This is a genomic window from Desulfobulbus alkaliphilus, from assembly GCF_016918545.1.
GTDB lineage: Bacteria > Desulfobacterota > Desulfobulbia > Desulfobulbales > Desulfobulbaceae > Desulfobulbus > Desulfobulbus alkaliphilus.
Genome location: NZ_JAFFQC010000017.1, coordinates 31,881 through 52,061, shown reverse-complemented (window position 1 = coordinate 52,061; position 20,181 = coordinate 31,881). Strand labels below are relative to the sequence as shown.

Here is a 20,181-nt window from a genome sequence, read left to right as displayed (position 1 = left end):
TGACCGGCGGGAAGGGGACCTGACTCTGCGCGTGACAGCAGCAGTCGCGTTTTTTCAGGAAAAGAGCTGAAACAAGGATGTGCGGACCAGAAAAATCAAATATTTTTTGTACCACACGAGTGGTTACGATGCAAATAATCTTGCGGGAAATGAAATTGGCAGGGATACTTATCTGGTAGTTCTATGCAGGGTGTCTTGCAGATGATCAGCTCAAACACCAAGAGGGCAACGTCTTACGACGTCGCCCTCCTGGTCAGGCTATGAAATGAGTTAAATTATCCGAGATAGAAACCGGTAGGATCAATTTCGCGGATGATGCGCAACTCTTCCTCTGTCGGTGAAGGTGTTTCAATGACATTGGGAGATACTTTGAGATCCCAGGCGCAGTTTTCCTTGATTTTTTCCACGGTCTGGCCGGGGAAGTACTCAGCAAGGTACATTTCCTTGGTGTCCTCGTCGAAACGATATACACCCATGGTGCTGACCACACAACTGGGACCATTACCGATCATGCCGAGTTTTTCCCGTTGGCCAGGACCACCGAGAAAGCCGGGGGTGGTGATGTAGTCGACTTTTTCAACGAATTTCTTCTTGTCCTGGGGCAGGATGCCAAGAACACGTTTTCCGGAGGTGGCCATGTCATTGGCGCCGCCACTGCCGGCGAAGTAGGTGAAACTCTCCTTTTTGGCCCAGTCGCCAACACCGGTTGAGTTGATGTTGCCGAATTTATCGATCTGCGCACCACCGATAAAGGCAACGTCGATTTCACCACGCTGCAGGGCAGCCATGGTGGCAAGCATACCGTAGGTGGCGTCGGCATTGGTGAACAGGCACGGGTCATCAACGGTGATGGCCAGGCCTGGAGGCGAGGTGGCCCGGATAGCACCACCTTCAGTGCACATGATCATGTTTTTGGCATGGGTCTTCATGGCATAGCCGGCAACAACAAGCGGCAGGCCGACACCGACGAAGACAACCTCTCCGTCCATGATTTCCTTAGCGCAACGGATGGACATCAGTTCGGTCAGTTTAAAAGCTGTCATGTCAGTTCCCCCCTTTTTTTGCGGCGAGTGCCTCTTCATACGCTTTGAGGCGGTCATCATTGTATAAGGGTACCCCCTTCCACACTGCCGGATCGTGGTAGCCGTAATCAATATCCAGTTTTGGCTTGAACCCAAGGGTTGGTTTCAGTCGATCCAGACCTTCCTGGCCGAATTTTTCTTTGTATTTTTCAATGTACTCAGCGTGATCCTTGCATCCGTAGACCCACTCATCGAGGAATTCAGGCAGGAGTTCTGCATGGCGCTCGTATCTGCCCTGGTACTGGCTGAAACGGATGTCCAGACCGTAGTAGCCGCGGCAGGCGGAGGGATGGGCGCCCCAGGGGCAATGGACAACAGCCAGGGTTTTGAAGTAGGGAACAATGACCCGGTCGGGATCGCTTCTGATCTCTTCCGGCTCAACAATCTCTTCAGCAGTGACGATGACACCGCGTTTTGTGCCCATGGCTCCAAATTCGTCTGTCACACCGCGTGTTCCATAGGAAACAACGTTCCCCAGACGATCGGCCTTCTGCGCATGGATAATCGCCACGTCAGCACGCCAGGCCCGGACTACGGTGATTTTTTCCCCGGTGAAGGGATCTTCCAGGAATCTGATGTCTTTGCGGTTGTGAATAGGCATGTCCGTACCGATGTTACCACGCACGGGGATAAAGGGAATGCCAAGAAATCCAGCCATCAGAGCGCTGGTGGCGCCGAAGTTGGATATGTCATGCCTTTTCAGGTGACCTTTGTTGAAGGCCCGGCGAATGGCATACGGCGCTTTTACATACCAGTTCATGATCCAGGCGGTGTGGATTTCCGTCACACAACCGGCACCCACCAGAATATCCAGACCACCGACATCCGTTGATGACTCAACAGTGGTGAGGTGTCTTTTTTTCTGCCTGATGATTTCGTGGGTCAACGCCATGGGGACATGAATCTGGAACCCCCCGTAGTACACCGTGTCTCCATCTTGGATGAACTTTGCTACTGCATCTTTGAGTGTCATCCTTTTGTCAATGTCCATGCAACCCTCCTCGGTCTTCGGTTTATCCTCGTTCTTCTGTTTAGGTTGGAACAGCGATGCCATCATTTTTTGTAAAAATCCCATACACCTCCTTATCTAGGGTTCAACATAACCTCTTGCAATGCGTCCTTCATAACAAGGGCGACATAAGTGATACACGTGGATGTTTCCACAGCCTGTGCCATAAAGTTGTACAGTGAAGGTGCATTTGTCACAGCTGGGCAACATGCATGCGCGTTCGCAGAGTACGCATTCATCCCTCGATTTGCCGCAGTCATCACAGTAACGGGGTTCTTGATGATTAGCCATGACCATCTGCACCTCCAAGCTTTTTTGTTTCGGTTGCGCTAGACCTCTTTAAAAAAGGTTTATGGTTGAAAAAGACAGTAGATTGTCAAGGTCAGAGTGAACAATACCACGGTCGGAGCAACAAGGGTATATGTTGGAAGAGACGTTGTGATGGCAGATTGGGAAGCTCCTGATTGTACCAACCTTGCGGGAAGGATCAGGAAGATCGGGATCATCACATTGAAGGGAGTGTTTGGCATGCTTTGTTATTTGCTGAGCTTGTGAGTATTGTAGCGACAACCAGTAAAGCGAACCAGTAAAGCAACAAACGATAAAGCTGTAAATAGTAAAGCAACTGATGATGTGCGACAGGGTCGGTGGAACGATTTTGTCAGGATGCACTGACGAACATGGTGCAGGTTCGAAAGCTGCCCGAATTGCTGGCTCCTGTCCACACGGTGGTATTTAATTTTGTTGCCCCAACAATTCAAAAAAACCGTCGTTATGTCAACCTATTTTTCAATCTTGACTGTTTTTTTCCTGATCGGTTTTTCTAACTTGTTGATAAAAGCTTTTTTCAAGCAAAGGCCTCTCGCGACTGCTCACTGCTTTGCGGGGAGATGATAGGTTGAACGAAAGACGGTACGGGCGGCAACAGAGCCGATGATTGCCACCAGATCCTTTTCCCTGAAACTGATCCAGCCCAGGATTGGGGCAAGGTGGTCATCACGGAGGATGCGCTGAGCAATGCCAGTTTACCCTGTGCTTTGATTGTAGCCGATCAGGCCAGGGCCTCGCGGACCTTGACGGCTAACTCACCCAGGAGAAAGGGTTTTTGCAGAAAATTGATGCCGGTGTCAAGCATACCATGATGAGCAATGACATCAGCGGTGTATCCAGACATATAGACTTTTTTGAGTTTCGGATACAGCACAAGGAGTTGCTGACAGAGTTCCCGGCCATTCATCTCCGGCATGATCACATCGGTCAAAAGCAGGTCGATGGTACCGGCATACTCAGCGGCGATGCGCAGCGCTTCATGAGGACTGCCGGCACTCAGGACCAGGTAACCGAGTTCCTTGAGCATGAGCGTTGTCATTTCGAGAATGGTGGCATTGTCCTCCACCAGCAAAATGGTTTCTCCATGACTCTTCCGCGGCTGAAAAGCTGGTTGATCATCCTTCTGGACCGAGTCACCCGTGTCCGTAATATGACAGGGCAGATAAATTCTGAAGGTGGTTCCATTACCCGGCTCACTGGCAACATGGATACAACCATTGTTCTGTTGAACGATCCCGTAGACCGTGGATAATCCAAGGCCGGTCCCGACACCGACCCCCTTTGGTGGTGAAGAAGGGCTCGAAAATTTTATCGATGAGTTCTCTGTGCATGCCGCAACCGTCGTCGCTGATGGTGAGCACCACATACTCTCCGGGTAGAAATCCGGCGGTACCGGCACAGGATTCTTCATCCAGATAGGTTGTCCCGGTTTCGATGGTGATGGTGCCGATTTCCTCGATGGCATCGCGGGCATTGACACAGAGATTCACCAGGATCTGATCGATCTGGCTCGGATCCATGCACACCGGTGGCAGCTTGGCCGACGGTCTCCAGGAGAGCGTGATATCCTCACCGATCAAGCGCTGCAGCATGTTCAACAGGTCTGTTACGGTGACGTTGAGATCAAGCTGTCGGGGTGCGATGGTCTGCTGACTGGCAAAGGCCAGCAACTGCCGGACAATATCAGCGGAACGCAAAGCAGCCTGGTGAATGGCGGTCAGATCCGCATGCAGCTTTCCACGGGAGTCCACCTGCTGCAGAGCCATTTCCGTATACCCGAGGATCACAGAGAGAATATTGTTGAAATCATGGGCCACACCACCTGTCAACCGCCCGACCGATTCCATTTTCTGGGCTTGGATCAATTGATTCTGCAGGTGTTTTTTCTCCTCTTCAACCTGTTTACGATCAGTGATATCGAGGGCGATTGAGAGCACCGCCCGGCGTTGTTCGCGGCCGTAGCGGAGCGGCTGCAAGGTATTGAGCAACCATCGTTCCCCCTGAGCCAGCTTCAATTGTACTTCACGAACAACACCTTCACCGGTGGCAAGGGTCTCTCGACAGGACGTAATCAGCCGGAGGGCGTCTTCCTCTGGCAGCAGTTCGCTGATATTTTTACCGATAATTCCTGTTGGTCCACCGTCGCCGGTGAAGTTGATCGCAGCCTTGTCGTTGGCAAAGAGGATAGTGCCGTCCATATCGATAACAAGCAGACTTTCCTGCATAGCGCTGACCACAAACTTATAATTGACCTCACTTTCCTGGAGAGCTTTTTCAGCTTCCTTCCTGCCGGTAACGTCATGGATGATGGCATGGAGCAGGGACTTGGTTCCCACCTCGATAATGCTGTTATACACATCTACGTCCCGATAGGTGTCATCAGCAAGGCAATGACGGGATGCGGTGTGAAAAAACGCTGGGGTGATGTCAGTTTCCTGATCGTTGGCGATTTTTTCCAAAGGAGGGCTGCCCAGATCGCTGATATTCATGGCCTGCAGTTGTTCGCGTTGCCAACCGTAAAAATGTTCCGCGGCACGGTTTGCCTCAAGAATAGCTCCGGTCTCGGGATCAATGAGTAATTTGACCGCGGCATGGCGCTCGAAGAGATTTCTGAACAGGAGTTCGTTTTCGCGTATTTTTTTGCGGGCAATGTATTCAGCGCTCACGTCACGAAAAGCCAGGACGATTCCCTTGACTCTCCCTGGTGGTCACGCATGGGAGCCGCATTCTGGGCGATATGACAGGTTGTTCCGTTTCGCGCCAGCAGCAGGGTATGATCATCACCGCTGGCGGTCGCCGCTCCTGCCAGAATTTCTGCGGCGGTATTGGCCACCGGAGCGCCGGTCAGTTGATCGACGGTACGAAAAACATCATCCAGAGGCTTTCCTTTGGCAGCATCCTGTGGCCATCCGGTGAGTTGTTCCGCCATTGGATTCACCAACAGGATCCTGCCGGACAGGTCCGTGGAAATTACGCCTTCGTCGATGAAGCGCAGGGTCGTGCTCAATTCTTCTCTGGTTTGCCGCAGTTCATTGATGGATTGCAGTTTGAATTCATGATCAAGAAGGATTTTTCCCGCCAGGATTGTTGCCAGCGGGTAGAGGAGCAGAACCGGGATGCCGATGCCCTGAAGAGTGGTGATCGCTGTATCCAGCGGCAGGGAAAAGGCCATGGCCAGCATGAGCAGATGCACTGCGATTCCGAAGAGGTAGAAGTGTCCAATACTCCAGGCCACTGGATTTTTGCGGAAACGTGCATGGACAAGAACGCCGATAACAGCCGAAGACAGAATGACCAGGACCCCCATGATGGTCCCGACCCCTCCCATCCAGATACGAAAGATTATGGTGATCAGACCGGAGATGACCGCCGCTACCGGCCCGTAAAAAAGAGCGCAGAGACTGACCATGACCGAACGGCCGTCAACAAACAGACCGTGTTCCAGGTGCAGGGGGCGCAGCATGCCCAACACGGCCACGATACCGAAAAGCAACCCCTGGGCAACCATACCTATCAAGGTCTGGCGGGGCCAGCGTTGCTCCATGAAACCGGAAATCACGCTCAGGGCAACCAGCAGGGCCAGATTAAGAATAAGATCCAGATATATCATGTTGTGCTATCGTTCTCATGAACAAAAGAAGTATGACGGGTGCTCCGGCCAAGACCGACCGGGCATTTGCACCTGAGAAAAAAGAGGCTTGAGGCCGGGCCTGTGGATGGTCCCGGAGGCTGTAAGGTTCGCAAGCCGCGGGGAGGTGCAATGTGCAGTTGGTGCAGCAACCTATTGGATATTTTTAATATCTATATTATACCTAAAACACCTGTGTTGTATTTTTAGAGTATCTGGTTCATCATATAGACATTTTCAACGTTGAACAGGAAAAGCTGCTCAGGCTCGACGTGGCCGAACCAGTGTCTGCCAGAAGAGGGAGGAAGGTATGGACACTTCGTTTGTGGTCAAAGATTGTGCGCTCATCTCGATCGCCACCGGAGAAGAAGCCCAGAATCTCAGGGAATTGAGCGATCGCGTCAAGATGGTCCCCACAGGTTGCATTTATTACCATTTCTGGGGTGGCATGTTGCGCTCCAGTTTCGATGAACCGGAATATCAGAACGACTTTGCCGCCTGGGCATGGAGGTGTCTTCATGACAATCGGCTGGCGGAACGGCTGGCAATTATCGATCCGTCCGCGTATCAGGACCTGGAAGCACTGCGGAGTGAACTGGCGGATGTGATTGATGAACGGCTGGCGGAAAGTGAACATGTTCCCTGGGTTCGTTCCGGTCAGCGGTTCAAATTTATTCGTTCACAGATAGTTGTCTTCGATACCGGCATCCGCATTACCCATCCCAGCGAGATGGCCGAGCAGATCGCGAGAATGTCCCTTGGTTCAATTTTTTATCATTTTATAGACGCACGGCGGCGGACAGGACAAGGGAAAAATGATTTTGTCGAGTGGTTTACTTCCTTTGATGAGGCAGATTGCATTAAGCTGACCAGACGAATCAACCGAATCGATCCGTACTTCACAACATTGGCCGCATTACGCAGAGAGCTTGAGGCGGTTTTCACCAGTTAATATTCATTCTGCACGTTGAGTACGTTCAAGGAGAGTAACAGCCATGAGCAATTTACTGGAGAGGTACGCAAAGATTGTCGGAGATATTGTCATTGACCATCTCAGACAACTTGCCCGTCCTTTGCAGGGCATGAAGGTGGTTCATGTCAATTCTACCCGCGAGGGTGGCGGGGTAGCGGAGATTCTCAGCTGGCTGGTTCCTTTGAAGCAAGAATTGGGCCTCGATGTCAAATGGGAATTGATCATTGGTGAACAGGGATTTTATCAATGCACGAAACAATTTCACAACGGTTTGCAGGGAAAGCCGCTGGTTATTCCTCAAGAATTGCTTGTGACCTACGAACGAACCAATGCGGAAAACGCCGATCGGATGCGACGGACTCTGAAAGAAGCGGATTTTGTCTTTATTCATGATCCTCAACCAGCTCCGCTAATGCACTTCTGCCCCGATCGCAAAGGAAAATGGGTGTGGCGATGCCATATCGATCTGAGTCGGCCGTACCGAACCGTATGGAAATACCTGCGCAAATTCGTGGTGGGGTATGATGCCAGTATCTGGTCCCTGGCGGATTTCGCCCAACCCATGCCTCATCCGCTCTATCTCATTGCTCCCAGTATCGACCCTCTCAGCCCGAAAAACATCGAATTGCCGACGACAGAGGTCAATGGTGTCTTTGCCCGGTACGGTCTCAATCCTGACCTGCCACTCATCCTCCAGGTGTCCCGATTCGACCATTTCAAGGATCCCCTGGGGGTTATTGAGGCCTACCGCCTGATCAAGGCTTTCACACCTGTACAACTGGTGCTGGCCGGTGGTGGGGCCGCCGATGACCCTGAGGGCGACCAGGTTCTTCACGAGGTGCGGATGGCAGCCAAGAACGATCCGGATATTCATATTCTGCTGCTCCCTTCCGATGCCCATCGAGAGATTAACGCCCTCCAGCGAGCGGCTACCGTCTGTGTGCAGAAATCGATCAGAGAAGGGTTCGGCCTGACTGTTACCGAGGCGATGTGGAAAGGCAAGCCGGTTATTGGCGGTGATACCGGTGGTATTCGTCTCCAGGTCGTCAACCACCATACCGGTTTTCTGGTCAACACCCCTGAGGGGGCGGCGCTACGAATACGGTATCTCCTGAAAAATCGACAGATTCTGGAGAATATGGGGCGGAAAGCCAGGGAATATGTGCTCACGAATTTTCTGGTGACTCGACATCTTCGTGAATACCTCATTCTCATGGTCGCCATGATGCACGAAAGTGCCGACCGCATAGAAATGTGAGTACAGAGGGATGGAATAGCGACCGGTACAGACGGTACGAGGAGGACAGGATGGCACATGACAACCAATCAGGATCAACCCTTCCTTCAGCTTTGGATGATTTGGACGGTATTGTCCGCCGGGCTGAAGGGAAACGCATTGCCGTCTTTCTTGATTACGATGGCACGCTGACTCCTATTGTCGATACCCCAACTCAGGCAGTTATGGCGGAAGAGGTACGGAAAGCGGTGCAGGAACTTGCTCGCCACTGCCCTGTGGGGATCATCAGCGGCAGGGATCTTGATGATCTGCGGGAAATAGTGCGGATAGACAACATTGCCTATGCGGGAAGCCATGGGTTTGATATTGCTGGCCCCGATGATGTGCAGGCCGGTCATGCGAAGGGGGAAGAGTTCCTGCCAGATCTTGATCAGGCGGAAGAGGTTCTTGGCCGCCAGCTCGACAGAATACCGGGTCTGCTGGTGGAACGGAAAAAATTTGCCATTGCCATCCATTATCGCCTGGTGGATCCAGACAGGGTAGATGATATTACCGCGGTTGTTGATGCGTTTATTGCCAGGCATCCAACCTTGAAGAAAACCTCCGGGAAAAAGATTTTCGAAGTTCAGCCGAAAATGGATTGGCACAAGGGCAAGGCGCTTTTGTTTTTATTGCAGACATTGCAGCTCGATCGGGAAGAGGTGTTGCCGATATATATCGGGGACGATGTTACCGACGAGGACGGGTTTAAAGCCCTGCCGGGCCGGGGGATCGGGATTGCGGTTCAGGAGCGGCCCACGGCTACCGCTGCGTCCCATGTCCTCCGAGATCCCGATGAGGTCCGCCGATTTCTCCTTCAGCTGATCCCTTTATGCATGAACCGTCCAGCCATCACGGATTCAAGAGGAGCCTGAATCCGTGAGCGTTCGTCCGTGCGTCAGCTTCGTTGTTCGTGGCCGTTCGATTAAAGTGCACTTTATCGGACGGACACGGGCAATGAAGATGGCGTGCGGACGGATGGCCCGAAGGGCGGCTGGTGAAAGGTATTGTCAATGGTTCCGCTGCAATTATAATATGATTACAGAAAGATATAACCGAAACAAGAGCCCAACCGTCACGGATTCAGGGAGGAGGTCACCATGAGTACCTGGACACTGGTCTATGAAGGATTTGACTCTGAGGAGGAAGGGCTTCGCGAGGCCCTCTGCACCGTGGGGAACGGGTATTTTGCGACCCGGGGCGCGGCTCCTGAGTCCGAAGCCTCTGCTATACATTACCCCGGCACCTATCTCGCCGGAGGCTACAACCGCCTGCAGACCAGGATTGCCGGTCGGGTCATCGAAAATGAAGATCTGGTCAACATGCCCAACTGGCTGGTAACCAAGTTCCGGCCCGAGGGGGGGGACTGGTTCAATCTCCGCTCGGTTGATGTTCTTTTTTATCGTCAGGAACTTGATCTGCAACAGGGGGTCTTGCGACGGACTATACGCTGCAAGGATAAGCAGGGAAGGGAAACCACCCTGGTACAACGGCGCTTTGTCCATATGGGCCGTATGCACCTTGCCGCCCTGGACACGGTTCTGGTGGCTGAAAACTGGTCAGGACGCTTCGAGGTGCATTCCAGTCTTGATGGCACTGTGATCAATGCCGGGGTGGAAAGGTACCAGCAGCTCAACGGTAAACATCTCGATCCTGTACGCAGCGAGGCTGTTGACGACGAAACCATCTGTCTGCTGGTGGAAACCAATCAATCACGACTGCGGGTAGCCCAGGCGGCGAGAATTCGGGTTTTCAGCGAACAACAGGTGCTCGAAGCGGATCGAAAATTGGTCATGCGTCCCGGGTACATCGGCCATGATATTCTCGTCGATGCAGTCGAAAAGCAAGCTATTCGCATCGAGAAGGTTGTCTCTTTTTTCACCTCCCGAGATTGTGCCGTTGCCGAGCCCGCTCTGGATGCCGTGGACACCGTTGGCAGTGCCGAGGGATTCGATCAACTTCTTCAGAGTCATGTGCTGCAGTGGGGACATCTCTGGAATCGATGCGACATCCGTCTTGAACGTAGTGACCGGGCGCAGATGATCCTGCGGCTGCATATCTTCCATCTGCTGCAGACCGTGTCAAGAAACTCCATTGATCTGGATGTGGGCACCCCGGCCAGGGGATGGCACGGGGAGGCCTACCGGGGGCATATCTTCTGGGATGAACTCTTTATTTTTCCCTATCTCAACCTGAGGATACCCTCGCTGACCCGATCGCTGTTACTGTACCGGTACCGGCGGCTTGATCGAGCCCGGCTCGAGGCGCGGACTGTGGGACTTTGCGGAGCCCTCTATCCATGGCAGAGCGGCAGCAACGGCCGCGAAGAAACCCAGCATCTCCACCTGAATCCTAAATCGGGGCGGTGGTTGCCGGATAACACCCATTTGCAGCGCCATGTCAACAATACCATCGCCTACAATGTCTGGCAGTATTACAAGACCACCGGTGACCGTGAATTTCTCGCCACCTACGGTGCGGAGATGATTCTCGAGATTGCCCGATTCCTGTCTGCACTGACAACGTTCAATCAGGAACTGGACCGTTATGAGATTCTCGGGGTCATGGGGCCCGATGAATACCATGATGGATATCCGGATGCGGAAACCCCGGGCCTTGACAACAATGCCTACACCAATGTCATGACCGTTTATGTGCTGCGAACCGCTCTGAAAGCCATCGAGGCCCTTGCTCCGCAGAGGCGGGGAGAATTACTGCAGACCCTGGGGGTACATCAGAAGGAGTTGGCGCGCTGGCAGGATATCATCAAAAAGATGCGCGTCGCTTTTCATGGAGAGGGCATTATCAGTCAGTTCGAAGGGTACGATCAGCTTCGCGAATTTGATTGGCAGGCCTACCGGAACAAATATGGGAATATTCATCGCCTGGACCGTATTCTCGAAGCAGAGGGGGACACGCCCAACCGCTATAAGGTATCCAAGCAGGCTGATGTACTCATGCTTTTCTATCTTTTTTCCGCCGATGAAATTCAGGACCTCTTCGCGCTGATGGGCTATGATTTCGCACCGGAATCCATTCCCCGCAACATCGAATACTATCTGCAGAGAAGTTCCCATGGTTCGACCTTGAGCAATATTGTCCATTCCTGGGTGTTGGCCAGATCAAAGCGGCAGGGTTCCTGGGAACTGTTTCAGAAGGCGTTGGAAAGTGATATTTCCGACATCCAGGGGGGAACGACCCATGAAGGAATCCATCTCGGCGCCATGGCCGGGACCGTGGATATTCTTCAGCGCTGCTATACAGGACTGGAGTTTCATGACGATGTGCTCTATCTGCACCCGAGCATTCCCCAGGGACTGCCCCGGCTGTCCATGCGGATCAAATACCGGGGCAACTGGTTCGACATTGCCGCAACTCAGGAATCTGTCACCATTGCCTGTGATCAGTGTGACCTGGAAACAACCAAGATCTCGTTTCAAGGCAAAATTTATCAACTCAGCCCCGGGGATACTTTGACCTTCGGCTTGGGACCGGGGGGATACTGAAAGAACATCATCATCAGTCCTGTTCCCGATGATCAGCGCCTGTGTATATCCACCGTATTTGTAATTGATACAGTCCGGGGGAGGCTGAAATATTATCTCCAAAACCGGCCAGCCCGTGCCGTGCCGGCCTGCCACTCTATTTCACCGTGCAGTCGTCACGGATTCAGGTTGTTGAAAGCGGCCAGGAGTACTTTGAGCAGGATCGGGGTGAAAATCGCTGTCATGATCCCGTTCACGCACAAGGCCAGACCGCTCATCGCCCCTTGCGTTTCTCCTTCCTCGAGGGCTCGCGCCGTACCCAGGCCATGGGCGGCGGCTCCCATGGCCAGACCGAAGGCTGTGGGGCTGACAACACCAAGGCAGCGCAGAACAAAGGGGCCAATTACGGCTCCTAAAACCCCGGTGATGACTACTATGGCGGCGGTCAATGAAGGAATGCCCTGGAGTTTTTCAACAATCCCCATGGCAATCGGGGTGGTCGCTGATTTGGGAGCCATGGAGATTATGATGAGGTCACTGGCACCCAGCAGACCGGCCAGACCGGCGGCCGTGAGGATACCGATGATGCTGCCGGCCAGGATGGAACAACTGATCGCTATACCCCGTTTTTTGATGGTCTCCATGTGCTGGTACAGAGGTACCCCCAGGGCAACCACAGCCGGCCCCAGCCAGAAGCTGATGTATTGACCGCCGGCCTCATACCGCTCATACGGGATCTGCAGTCCTTTGAGCAGGCCCATCAGGGCCAGAATCGTGATCAAGACCGGATTAAGAAAAGGGAAGTTCCAGCGCTCGTATATTTTCTGTGCTGCCCAGTAGGTGACCAGGGTGGTGGCGATGGCAAAGGTTGGTGAGGTCAGGATTTCATTCATGGCGGCGGCGTTCCAGGTATTGTTGGAGCAAACCCACCGTACCGAGGACGATAACCGTGCTGACAACCAGACTGACTCCGATGGCCAGCCAGGAAGCTTTGAGGACTTCACCGTAGAGCAGCAGACCCACCCCAGGCGGCACAAACAGCAGGGCAAGGTATTTAAGCAGGCCATCGGCCACCGGTTTGACCTGCTCCAGGCGGACAATGCCGAGCATAAGCGCCGTGGTCAGGATGACCATACCAATGACATTACCCGGGATCGGCAGGCTCAACACATGAGCCACGCCTTCACCAAGCAACAGGCAGATAAAAATAATCGATAATCCGACAATCATCACTCCTCCCTGCTACGAACAGAACAAGGCAGATATTTGTGCCTTTTTATGGCGATTTGCTGGCCACCGATACAAGAAGTCTTACAAAACAGCCGGTTGCCTGTAAAGGTCTTTATGCACGAACCTGATACGTGAGGGGATTGATAAACCGGACAGTGACAACCCCTCTGATCGTACGGCGCTTTCTGTCAGCAGCCTCGATGGAGTTGGCAAAATGACCTGGTGCATCAATGGTTGCCAGAAGTATCGGGGCTGATTACAAAGAAAGGGAAAACGGGGCCGCAACGCAGCCCGGCAAACGATGGAGTATCTCCTGATTAAGGCGAGGTTTTCTTTAAGGGGCGTAGGGAGATGCCCAATGTGTCAGGAATGGACAACAACGAGGCAGGTTGTGAAAAAAGAGAGGACCAAGCATGCCGGGGATGTCACCAATACCATCCTGGAAAGCATTTCCGACGGGGTATTCACGGTTGATCATGAGTGGAGAATCACCTCGTTCAATCGGGCCGCTGAGGAAATAACCGGTGTCCCTCGAGCGGAGGCAATCGGACGTTTCTGCTGGGAGGTCTTTCGGTCGAACATGTGCGAGGGAGATTGTGCTCTGCGCCGAACCATGCAGGAGGGCAGATCCTTTGTCAGTACCTCTACCTATATCATCAACAGTAACAGACAGCGTATTCCCATTGATGTGTCCACCGCGCCCCTTGTCAACGAGGAAGGTGTTGTTCTTGGTGGGGTGGAAACCTTTCGCGACAATACGGTGGTGGAGGAATTACGCCGTGAATTGAGTGATAGTTTCCGTCAGGGCGATATGGTCAGTCGCAGCCACCTGATGAAAAAAATCTTTACTGTACTCCCCAGAATCGCTGTGAGCGACTCCACTGTCCTCATCGAGGGTGAAACCGGCACCGGCAAGGAGATGCTCGCTAAAGCCCTCCATGACCAGTCGACCCGAAAAAATAAACCCTTTGTGGCCATCAATTGTGCCGCCTTACCTGATTCCCTGCTGGAATCGGAACTCTTTGGATATAAAGCCGGCGCCTTTACAAACGCGGTGCGTGATAAGCCGGGATATTTTGCCGTGGCCCAGGGTGGTACTATCCTGCTTGACGAGCTGGGAGAAACCAGCCCTGCGTTTCAGGTCAAACTTTTACGGGTCCTGGAGGAGCGAACGTTTCAGATGCTGGGTGATGTGCGTCAGTATCGGGCCGATGTCCGCATCCTTGCGGCTACCAATCAGGATCTCGAATCTCTGGTTGAACAGGGACGGTTCCGTCAGGATCTCTATTATCGAATCAATATCGTTCGCATTCGCCTGCCACCCCTGCTTGACCGAAAAGAAGATATACCGCTGCTGATCGAACGCTTCATCGATAAAATGAACCGGCTCCGCGGCAAGACGGTGAGCGGTATCAGTGCCGAGGCTATGGAGTGTTTGATGCGCCATGAGTATCCTGGAAATATCAGAGAACTGGAAAATATCATCGAACATGCCTTTATTCTCTGCACCCAGGGGGAGATTCATCCTCAGCATCTGCCAACACATCTGACCCAGCCTGAAAAGAAAAGGCCTGCGTCACAGTTGCAGGCAGCTCAACAGGCCACCGAAGCAGAGGTAATAGGCGAGGCCCTGCGACGGAATGGGTACAACCGGCTGGCCGCCGCCCGGGATTTGGGCATGCATAAAAGTACCCTGTTTCGTAAGTTGAAAAAACTCAACCTCATGCTCCCCCCGGTTGACGGTCGCTCGTCAACGTCTCCGCATACAGAGTAGCGTAATCAGCACCCTTACAGTCGCACAGGGTTCCCTTGGTGCGACCCTTTCTTTCAGAAATTCTGATCCAAAAGAAGTACCAGCAAAAAAAAGCCCTAATTCCAGAAAGAAAAGTTATTTTCTGAGAAAACGTATATCAGGCACAGCTTTTGGATAAAGAAGGGCATGCAACAGGAAAACTCGTGCCGAACAATTGCTGTGACTGTGTGGGGCCATCGGATATCACCGGTGTTTGACTCAGCACGTACACTCTTTATCGCTGAGGTTCACGGAACCGAGATCGTCAATTCCTCGTATCTGCATTTTGACCCCGGCCGACTGGTGGAATTTATTCAGTTGCTTCGAGCACATAAGGTCATGGTAATTATCTGCGGCGCTGTTTGCGAAGGACCGGCAAGCATGCTTGAGACAGCTGGTTTTGAGCTGATTCCCTTTGTTGCCGGAAATTTTCGCCGAGTCCTGACCAGGTATGCGCGGGGAAAGTCGTTGCGGGGTGAATTCACCATGCCGGGTTGCGGAAAACACATCTGCTGTCAGGGAAAAATCCGTCGTGGACGAGAAATCAAACAATCCCCAAGAAGAGGACAGTATGCACGGGGGCAGCGAAGGTCTCAGATGACAACTGAGAGAAAGGATGAAGACAAGAAATACGGTCCGCTCGCTCCGGATCCATCCGCAAGGCTGGTGGATGAAACCTGAACAGAATTAATATAAAACCAACTCTAACAATGGAGGTACGAATATGCCTGGAATGAATCGAAGAGGGCCTTTGGGTAACGGTCCGCTCACTGGTAGACAGCAAGGTCTCTGCCGTCAGAACGGTTCCACGGATACCGCCCAATCCCAACAGGAAGGACCAAGGGATCAGGAGCAGGCCCAGCAGGAAGCTGCTCAGGCCCGCACGACCTGGCAAGGTCAGGGACAGGGACCTGGCAGAGGACAGGGCAGAGGCATGGGTCGCGGCCTTGGTCGAGGCAGACGCAACAGCGGTCAACGGAGAAGTGGGCAACGCTGATCAGCTCCTGCCCTGAAACCCCGCTTCAACACGATAATCGACCGGCTGGCCTCTTGACCAACTGGTCCAGGTATAAAGAGGATTCTTTTGATCATTTTATTTGTTGCCAAGGACTTTTCCCGCTTTGCTCTGTTGGTTGATCGTTTGCGGCGGAAGCAGGATGTCCGGTTTATGCCGGCCGCAACTGGGTCCTCCGGTCTGAAACAGCTCCAGGGAATGACCATGGATCTGGTTATTGTCGACCAGCAGCTCGATGATATGAGCGGAATCGAATTTGTCCAGCGGCTGGTCCAGGTCAACCCATTGGTCAATACCGCCATTGTCGGAACTCTTTCGGAAGCTGATTTTCATGAAGCCACCGAAGGACTCGGTGTGTTGATGCAATTACCGCCTCATCCTGGGGAAAAAGAAGCAGAAGCACTGCTTGCCGTGATCGAAAAGATTACTGGACTGATGCAGGTCGAACCGAACAGGGCGGTGGCATCATGATCATCAGTGTTGCCAGCGGCAAGGGTGGAACCGGCAAGACAACCGTGGCCACCAATCTGGCTCTCGCACTGGGGGCAGATGTTGAATTGCTCGACTGTGATGTCGAGGAACCCAATGCCCATCTTTTTCTCCATCCGATTCTGCAGCGAACTGAACGGGTGGAAACGCCGGTTCCTCAGGTTGATATGGAAAAATGCACCTTTTGTAAAAAATGTGCGGAAATTTGCCGATTCAACGCGCTTGCTGTTCTCAAGGACACAGTGCTTGTCTTTCCAGAACTCTGTCATAGCTGTGGGGGCTGCATGCTGGTTTGTCCTGAAGGGGCGATCACGGAAACCGGCCGGGAACTGGGAACCCTCAACTTCGGAACCAGCAACGGCATCCGCTTCATTAATGGCCGATTGCGGGTAGGTGAGGCCATGTCGCCGCCTCTGATCCATCGGGTACGGGATGCTGCTGATCCCCAGCTGATCACCATTGTCGATGCGCCGCCTGGCACCTCCTGCCCTGTGATCGCCGCCATGCATGGCGCAGACTTCATTCTTCTGGTCACTGAACCGACCCCCTTCGGTCTTCATGATCTGCGGTTGGCGGTGGAAGCCGTGCGAGTGCTCGGTATCCCCTGTGGATTGGTGGTCAACAGGGCCGATATCGGCGATGAAAAAGTCTTCGCGTATGCGCAAAGTGAAAACATCCCGATATTGTTAACCATCCCATTTGAACGCCGAATTGCCGAAATTTATTCCAGAGGCAAAATGGTTGTTGAAGAAATACCGGAGTGGAGGGAAAAATTTCGGCGGCTGTTCTTGGATATAACCGGCGTTCTTGCGGAAACCTGAATCCTGAATCCGTGAACGGCTGGTGAAGGTTATTGTCAAGGATTTCGCTATAATTAAAACATGATTACAAAAAGATATATTTAAACAAGAGTCCAGCCGTCACGGATCCAGGGGAGAGGAAAGGAGTATCATGCGTGAAATAGTAATCATCAGCGGCAAGGGCGGGACCGGTAAAACAAGTTTGGCCGCTGCTTTTGCCGCTCTGGCAGAAAACAGTATTCTCTGTGATGCCGACGTTGATGCCGCTGACCTGCACCTGTTGATGCAACCGCAGGTCCGCCAACGAAGCGATTTCATGGGCGGCGGCAAGGCTTCTATTCGTCCCGACACATGCACCGGATGCGGGGTCTGTCTGGATCTGTGCCGATTCGGAGCCATCACCGATCGGTTCCAGGTCGACCTCATCCGGTGCGTGGGATGCGGGGTCTGTGTTGATTTCTGTCCGGTTACGGCCATCGATTTTCCGATACAGCGTTGCGGTGAATGGTATATTTCTGCAACCCGATTCGGTCCCATGGTCCATGCCCGCCTTGGCATTGCCGAGGAAAATTCAGGTAAGCTGGTCAGTCTGGTGCGCAAGGCAACCCGTCAACTGGCGGAAGAACGGCAATGCGACCTGATACTGACCGATGGCCCGCCTGGAATAGGATGCCCGGTGATAGCTGCCATCGGTGGGGCTACGGTTCTGGTGATCGTGGTTGAACCAACGGTATCCGGCCTGCACGATATGGAGCGGGTGGTGGAACTTGCCGCTCATTTCCGGATACCGGGCATGGTCTGTGTCAATAAGTATGATCTCAATATCGAAATGACCGAAGCGATCGAGGCAATGGCAGAGCAGCATAATATTATCCTCCTGGGCCGAATTCCGTTTGATTCGGTGTTTACCCATGCCATGGTGGCAGGAAAAACCATCTTTGAATACCGTGAACAGGGTATGACCCAGGATCGGATCAGAGCAACCTGGAAAAAAATCATCAGCTCTCCCTCCATGAACCCGCTTGGGATTGTGGATTTTAAAACAACAATTCAATAATCTGGATTTGTGAGCGTTCGTCCGCGCGTCAGCTTTGTTGTTGGTGACCGTTCGATGAAAAAGGACACTGTATCGGACATGTACGGGCAATGAAAACGGCGTGCGAACGGACGCCCCGAAGGGCGGCGGGTGACGGCACAGTACAAGAAAAGTCGCCGCATTTATAATCTGATTAAAAAATATATTCCCAACAAGATTCCTGTCGTCACGGATTGAGGAGTAAGAAAGATCAAAAGGAGTAGGACAATGGTGCGCGTGGCAATCCCTTCAGAGGGTAACGGCGGATTAGATGGCATGAGGGCAGGGCATTTCGGTCACTGCGATGTTTTTACCTGCATTGACGTCGAGAATGGTCAGATCAAACAGGTCTCAATCCTGGCCAATCGTGAGCATGTCCAGGGTGGTTGCATGGTGCCGGTCAATCTGCTGGCTGAAGCCGGAGTGAATGCCCTGGTGGTGGGCGGTATCGGTATGCGACCGCTGATGGGTTTCAGGCAGGTGGGCATAGAAGTCTACCACGACGGGGAGCGAGCTGAGATCCGCCCCGTGGTTGAGGATTTCCTTGCTGGTGCTCTGCAGAAAATCACCGACCATCAGGTCTGTGGCGGTGGCGGTCGCTGACCGCGCTCGGCAAGGAGTAAACCATGAAAATTGCAGTCACATCAAAAGGTCTCAACCTCGACAGTGAAATGGATCCCCGTTTCGGTCGCGCTCCCTATATTCTCATTGTTGACACGGAAACCCTGGAGTTTGAGGTGGTGGATAATTCGATAAATGTCAATGCCTTCAAGGGAGCGGGCATCCAGGCGGCCACCATGGTGAGCGACAAAGGGGCCTCGGTGCTCATGACCGGATATTGCGGCCCCAAGGCCTTTATGACCCTGGAAGCTGCTGGAATCAAAGTGGTCAGTGACACTTCCGGCACGGTTCGCGAGGCAGTACAGGCCTTCAAGGATGGCCAGGTAACTTTTGCCACGGCGGCCAACAAGGAGGCTCACTGGTAGCCGGATCCGTGAGCGGATGCCCCGAAGGGCGGCTGGTGAAGGTTCTCTTTAAGGATTCTGCTGAAATTATAAAAATGATTACAGTGAGATATATTCAAAACAAGAGTCCAGCCGTCACGGATTCAGGCGGTAGTTTTTGCTGGTACAGGGTTCCGGGTTTGTCAATCTTTAACCTGCACTCGGTCAACGGTCATTTTCTTCATAATCTATTGAAGTTTTGTTTGGAGTAGAGGGCTGGGCAGAGAACGAAGAACCCGGGGGTTCCGATTCGGTCCGGCCTGTTTTCATGGGGGCATCGGAAAAGAGGACTGGCACACCCGGAGGTGGCTCATATTTCCAATGCCAGGGTTCCCAGGGATGTCCGGTGCGGTTGTTCTGGTGATAGGTTTCAATAAACCCGTACTCTCCTGCATGTAGGCGCAGCCACTGGTAGGCCTCTGTATCGACAAAGGTCCAGTTGCTCGGATAAAAATCAACCACCGTTCCCAGCATATGCTCGGAATACCCTGGCGGCGCGACATAGCGGATGATGTCGTCGAAAGTCCTGCCTCTGGCCATGAGTTGCTTGATGATCGTTCTCTGATATCGAGCGCTGCGGTATCCGGAATGCACCTCAAGGGCGACTCCTTCCTCCGCCGCCGCCGATGTCATGGCCTTGAGCGGCGCCACGGCTTTTTCATGAAGATAGATCTCGGTGCGATCATGGGTCAATTCCCGGGGTATTTTCCGTAATTTTTCAACAACATTACCAGAAGGCTCTATCTTGTTGCCGGCCCAGGGAGGAGGAATAGGATAGACGATGCCGTCAATGAGCATGACTTCCCCTGAAGCCTTATCCATTGGCAGGGAATGGGATACCTGGGGGTCCGTCTTGTTTGGGATTGGCTCGTCCCCCCGGATGCCTCCTGGAATGGACAAAAGGAGCACGGTACTGATGATAAAGCACCAGAGGTGAAGGCGGGACGATTGCACGGGGAAGCGTTGATGTGGTTGCTGCATGGCAAGAAGAGG

The 20,181-nt window shown here is 52.9% G+C and carries 20 protein-coding genes; 12 read left to right on the top strand and 8 right to left on the bottom strand.

The window, feature by feature from the left end:
- Positions 1 to 275: 275 nt before the first annotated feature.
- The 5 genes from JWG43_RS10510 to JWG43_RS10490 all read right to left on the bottom strand — a co-directional run bounded on the left by JWG43_RS10510 (position 276) and on the right by JWG43_RS10490 (position 6,031).
- Positions 276 to 1,043 carry a CoA-transferase subunit beta gene (locus JWG43_RS10510; RefSeq protein WP_205242880.1) on the bottom strand — a complete coding sequence of 256 codons (768 nt, stop codon included), beginning with the start codon at positions 1,041 to 1,043 and terminating at the stop codon, positions 276 to 278.
- Position 1,044: 1 nt separating this feature from the next.
- Positions 1,045 to 2,073 carry a CoA transferase subunit A gene (locus JWG43_RS10505; RefSeq protein WP_205242879.1) on the bottom strand — a complete coding sequence of 343 codons (1,029 nt, stop codon included), beginning with the start codon at positions 2,071 to 2,073 and terminating at the stop codon, positions 1,045 to 1,047.
- Positions 2,074 to 3,142: 1,069 nt separating this feature from the next.
- The gene (locus JWG43_RS10500) at positions 3,143 to 3,655 is read right to left on the bottom strand and encodes a response regulator (protein WP_371925173.1); all 513 of its coding nucleotides are present in this window, start codon (positions 3,653 to 3,655) and stop codon (positions 3,143 to 3,145) included.
- Complete coding sequence (locus JWG43_RS10495) at positions 3,615 to 5,087, bottom strand: PAS domain S-box protein (protein WP_205242877.1); 1,473 nt, start codon at positions 5,085 to 5,087, stop codon at positions 3,615 to 3,617. The genes JWG43_RS10500 and JWG43_RS10495 overlap by 41 nt, the downstream gene beginning before the upstream one ends.
- The gene (locus JWG43_RS10490) at positions 5,084 to 6,031 is read right to left on the bottom strand and encodes a LytS/YhcK type 5TM receptor domain-containing protein (RefSeq protein WP_205242876.1); all 948 of its coding nucleotides are present in this window, start codon (positions 6,029 to 6,031) and stop codon (positions 5,084 to 5,086) included. Before JWG43_RS10490 ends, JWG43_RS10495 begins: the two co-directional genes overlap by 4 nt.
- Before the next feature lie 328 nt (positions 6,032 to 6,359).
- Between JWG43_RS10490 and JWG43_RS10485 the strand changes: the two genes are divergently transcribed.
- The 4 genes from JWG43_RS10485 (at position 6,360) to JWG43_RS10470 (ending at position 11,804) form a co-directional block, all read left to right on the top strand.
- The gene (locus tag JWG43_RS10485; RefSeq protein WP_205242875.1) at positions 6,360 to 7,001 is read left to right on the top strand and encodes a DUF5752 family protein; all 642 of its coding nucleotides are present in this window, start codon (positions 6,360 to 6,362) and stop codon (positions 6,999 to 7,001) included.
- Positions 7,002 to 7,044: 43 nt separating this feature from the next.
- Entirely contained in the window at positions 7,045 to 8,280 is a 1,236-nt protein-coding gene (locus tag JWG43_RS10480) for a glycosyltransferase (protein WP_205242874.1), read from the top strand.
- 50 nt (positions 8,281 to 8,330) lie between these two features.
- Entirely contained in the window at positions 8,331 to 9,173 is an 843-nt protein-coding gene (gene otsB, locus JWG43_RS10475; protein WP_205242873.1) for a trehalose-phosphatase, read from the top strand.
- A gap of 225 nt (positions 9,174 to 9,398) precedes the next feature.
- A complete protein-coding gene (locus JWG43_RS10470) occupies positions 9,399 to 11,804 on the top strand; it encodes a glycoside hydrolase family 65 protein (RefSeq protein ID WP_205242872.1) in 2,406 nt (801 codons plus the stop codon).
- Positions 11,805 to 11,959: 155 nt separating this feature from the next.
- Here JWG43_RS10470 and JWG43_RS10465 read toward each other — a convergent pair whose 3' ends face one another.
- Both JWG43_RS10465 and JWG43_RS10460 read right to left on the bottom strand, forming a co-directional pair.
- Positions 11,960 to 12,676: an LrgB family protein gene (locus JWG43_RS10465; protein WP_205242871.1), complete on the bottom strand. Its 717-nt coding sequence runs from the start codon at positions 12,674 to 12,676 to the stop codon at positions 11,960 to 11,962.
- Entirely contained in the window at positions 12,669 to 13,013 is a 345-nt protein-coding gene (locus JWG43_RS10460) for a CidA/LrgA family protein (protein WP_205242870.1), read from the bottom strand. The genes JWG43_RS10465 and JWG43_RS10460 overlap by 8 nt, the downstream gene beginning before the upstream one ends.
- A 391-nt stretch (positions 13,014 to 13,404) precedes the next feature.
- Here JWG43_RS10460 and JWG43_RS10455 point away from each other — a divergent pair, with 391 nt between their 5' ends.
- The 8 genes from JWG43_RS10455 (at position 13,405) to JWG43_RS10420 (ending at position 19,170) form a co-directional block, all read left to right on the top strand.
- Positions 13,405 to 14,787 (top strand): sigma-54 interaction domain-containing protein, encoded by a 1,383-nt coding sequence (locus tag JWG43_RS10455; protein WP_338033258.1) that lies wholly within the window; start codon positions 13,405 to 13,407, stop codon positions 14,785 to 14,787.
- 165 nt (positions 14,788 to 14,952) lie between these two features.
- Complete coding sequence (locus JWG43_RS10450; protein ID WP_240193527.1) at positions 14,953 to 15,486, top strand: NifB/NifX family molybdenum-iron cluster-binding protein; 534 nt, start codon at positions 14,953 to 14,955, stop codon at positions 15,484 to 15,486.
- Positions 15,487 to 15,529: 43 nt separating this feature from the next.
- Entirely contained in the window at positions 15,530 to 15,802 is a 273-nt protein-coding gene (locus tag JWG43_RS10445) for a hypothetical protein (RefSeq protein WP_205242867.1), read from the top strand.
- An 87-nt stretch (positions 15,803 to 15,889) separates the two neighbouring features.
- Positions 15,890 to 16,291, top strand: coding sequence for a response regulator (locus tag JWG43_RS10440; RefSeq protein WP_205242866.1), 402 nt, complete (start codon positions 15,890 to 15,892; stop codon positions 16,289 to 16,291).
- Positions 16,288 to 17,130: an ATP-binding protein gene (locus tag JWG43_RS10435; RefSeq protein ID WP_205242865.1), complete on the top strand. Its 843-nt coding sequence runs from the start codon at positions 16,288 to 16,290 to the stop codon at positions 17,128 to 17,130. Before JWG43_RS10440 ends, JWG43_RS10435 begins: the two co-directional genes overlap by 4 nt.
- A 130-nt stretch (positions 17,131 to 17,260) precedes the next feature.
- Complete coding sequence (locus JWG43_RS10430; RefSeq protein WP_205242864.1) at positions 17,261 to 18,166, top strand: 4Fe-4S binding protein; 906 nt, start codon at positions 17,261 to 17,263, stop codon at positions 18,164 to 18,166.
- A gap of 246 nt (positions 18,167 to 18,412) precedes the next feature.
- Complete coding sequence (locus JWG43_RS10425; RefSeq protein ID WP_205242863.1) at positions 18,413 to 18,787, top strand: NifB/NifX family molybdenum-iron cluster-binding protein; 375 nt, start codon at positions 18,413 to 18,415, stop codon at positions 18,785 to 18,787.
- 23 nt (positions 18,788 to 18,810) lie between these two features.
- Positions 18,811 to 19,170: a NifB/NifX family molybdenum-iron cluster-binding protein gene (locus JWG43_RS10420; protein ID WP_205242862.1), complete on the top strand. Its 360-nt coding sequence runs from the start codon at positions 18,811 to 18,813 to the stop codon at positions 19,168 to 19,170.
- Positions 19,171 to 19,353: 183 nt separating this feature from the next.
- Here the strand turns inward: JWG43_RS10420 and JWG43_RS10415 are convergent, their stop codons facing one another.
- Positions 19,354 to 19,986, bottom strand: a complete 633-nt coding sequence (locus tag JWG43_RS10415) for a M15 family metallopeptidase (protein ID WP_205242861.1) — start codon at positions 19,984 to 19,986, stop codon at positions 19,354 to 19,356.
- Between the last annotated feature and the right edge of the window lie 195 nt (positions 19,987 to 20,181).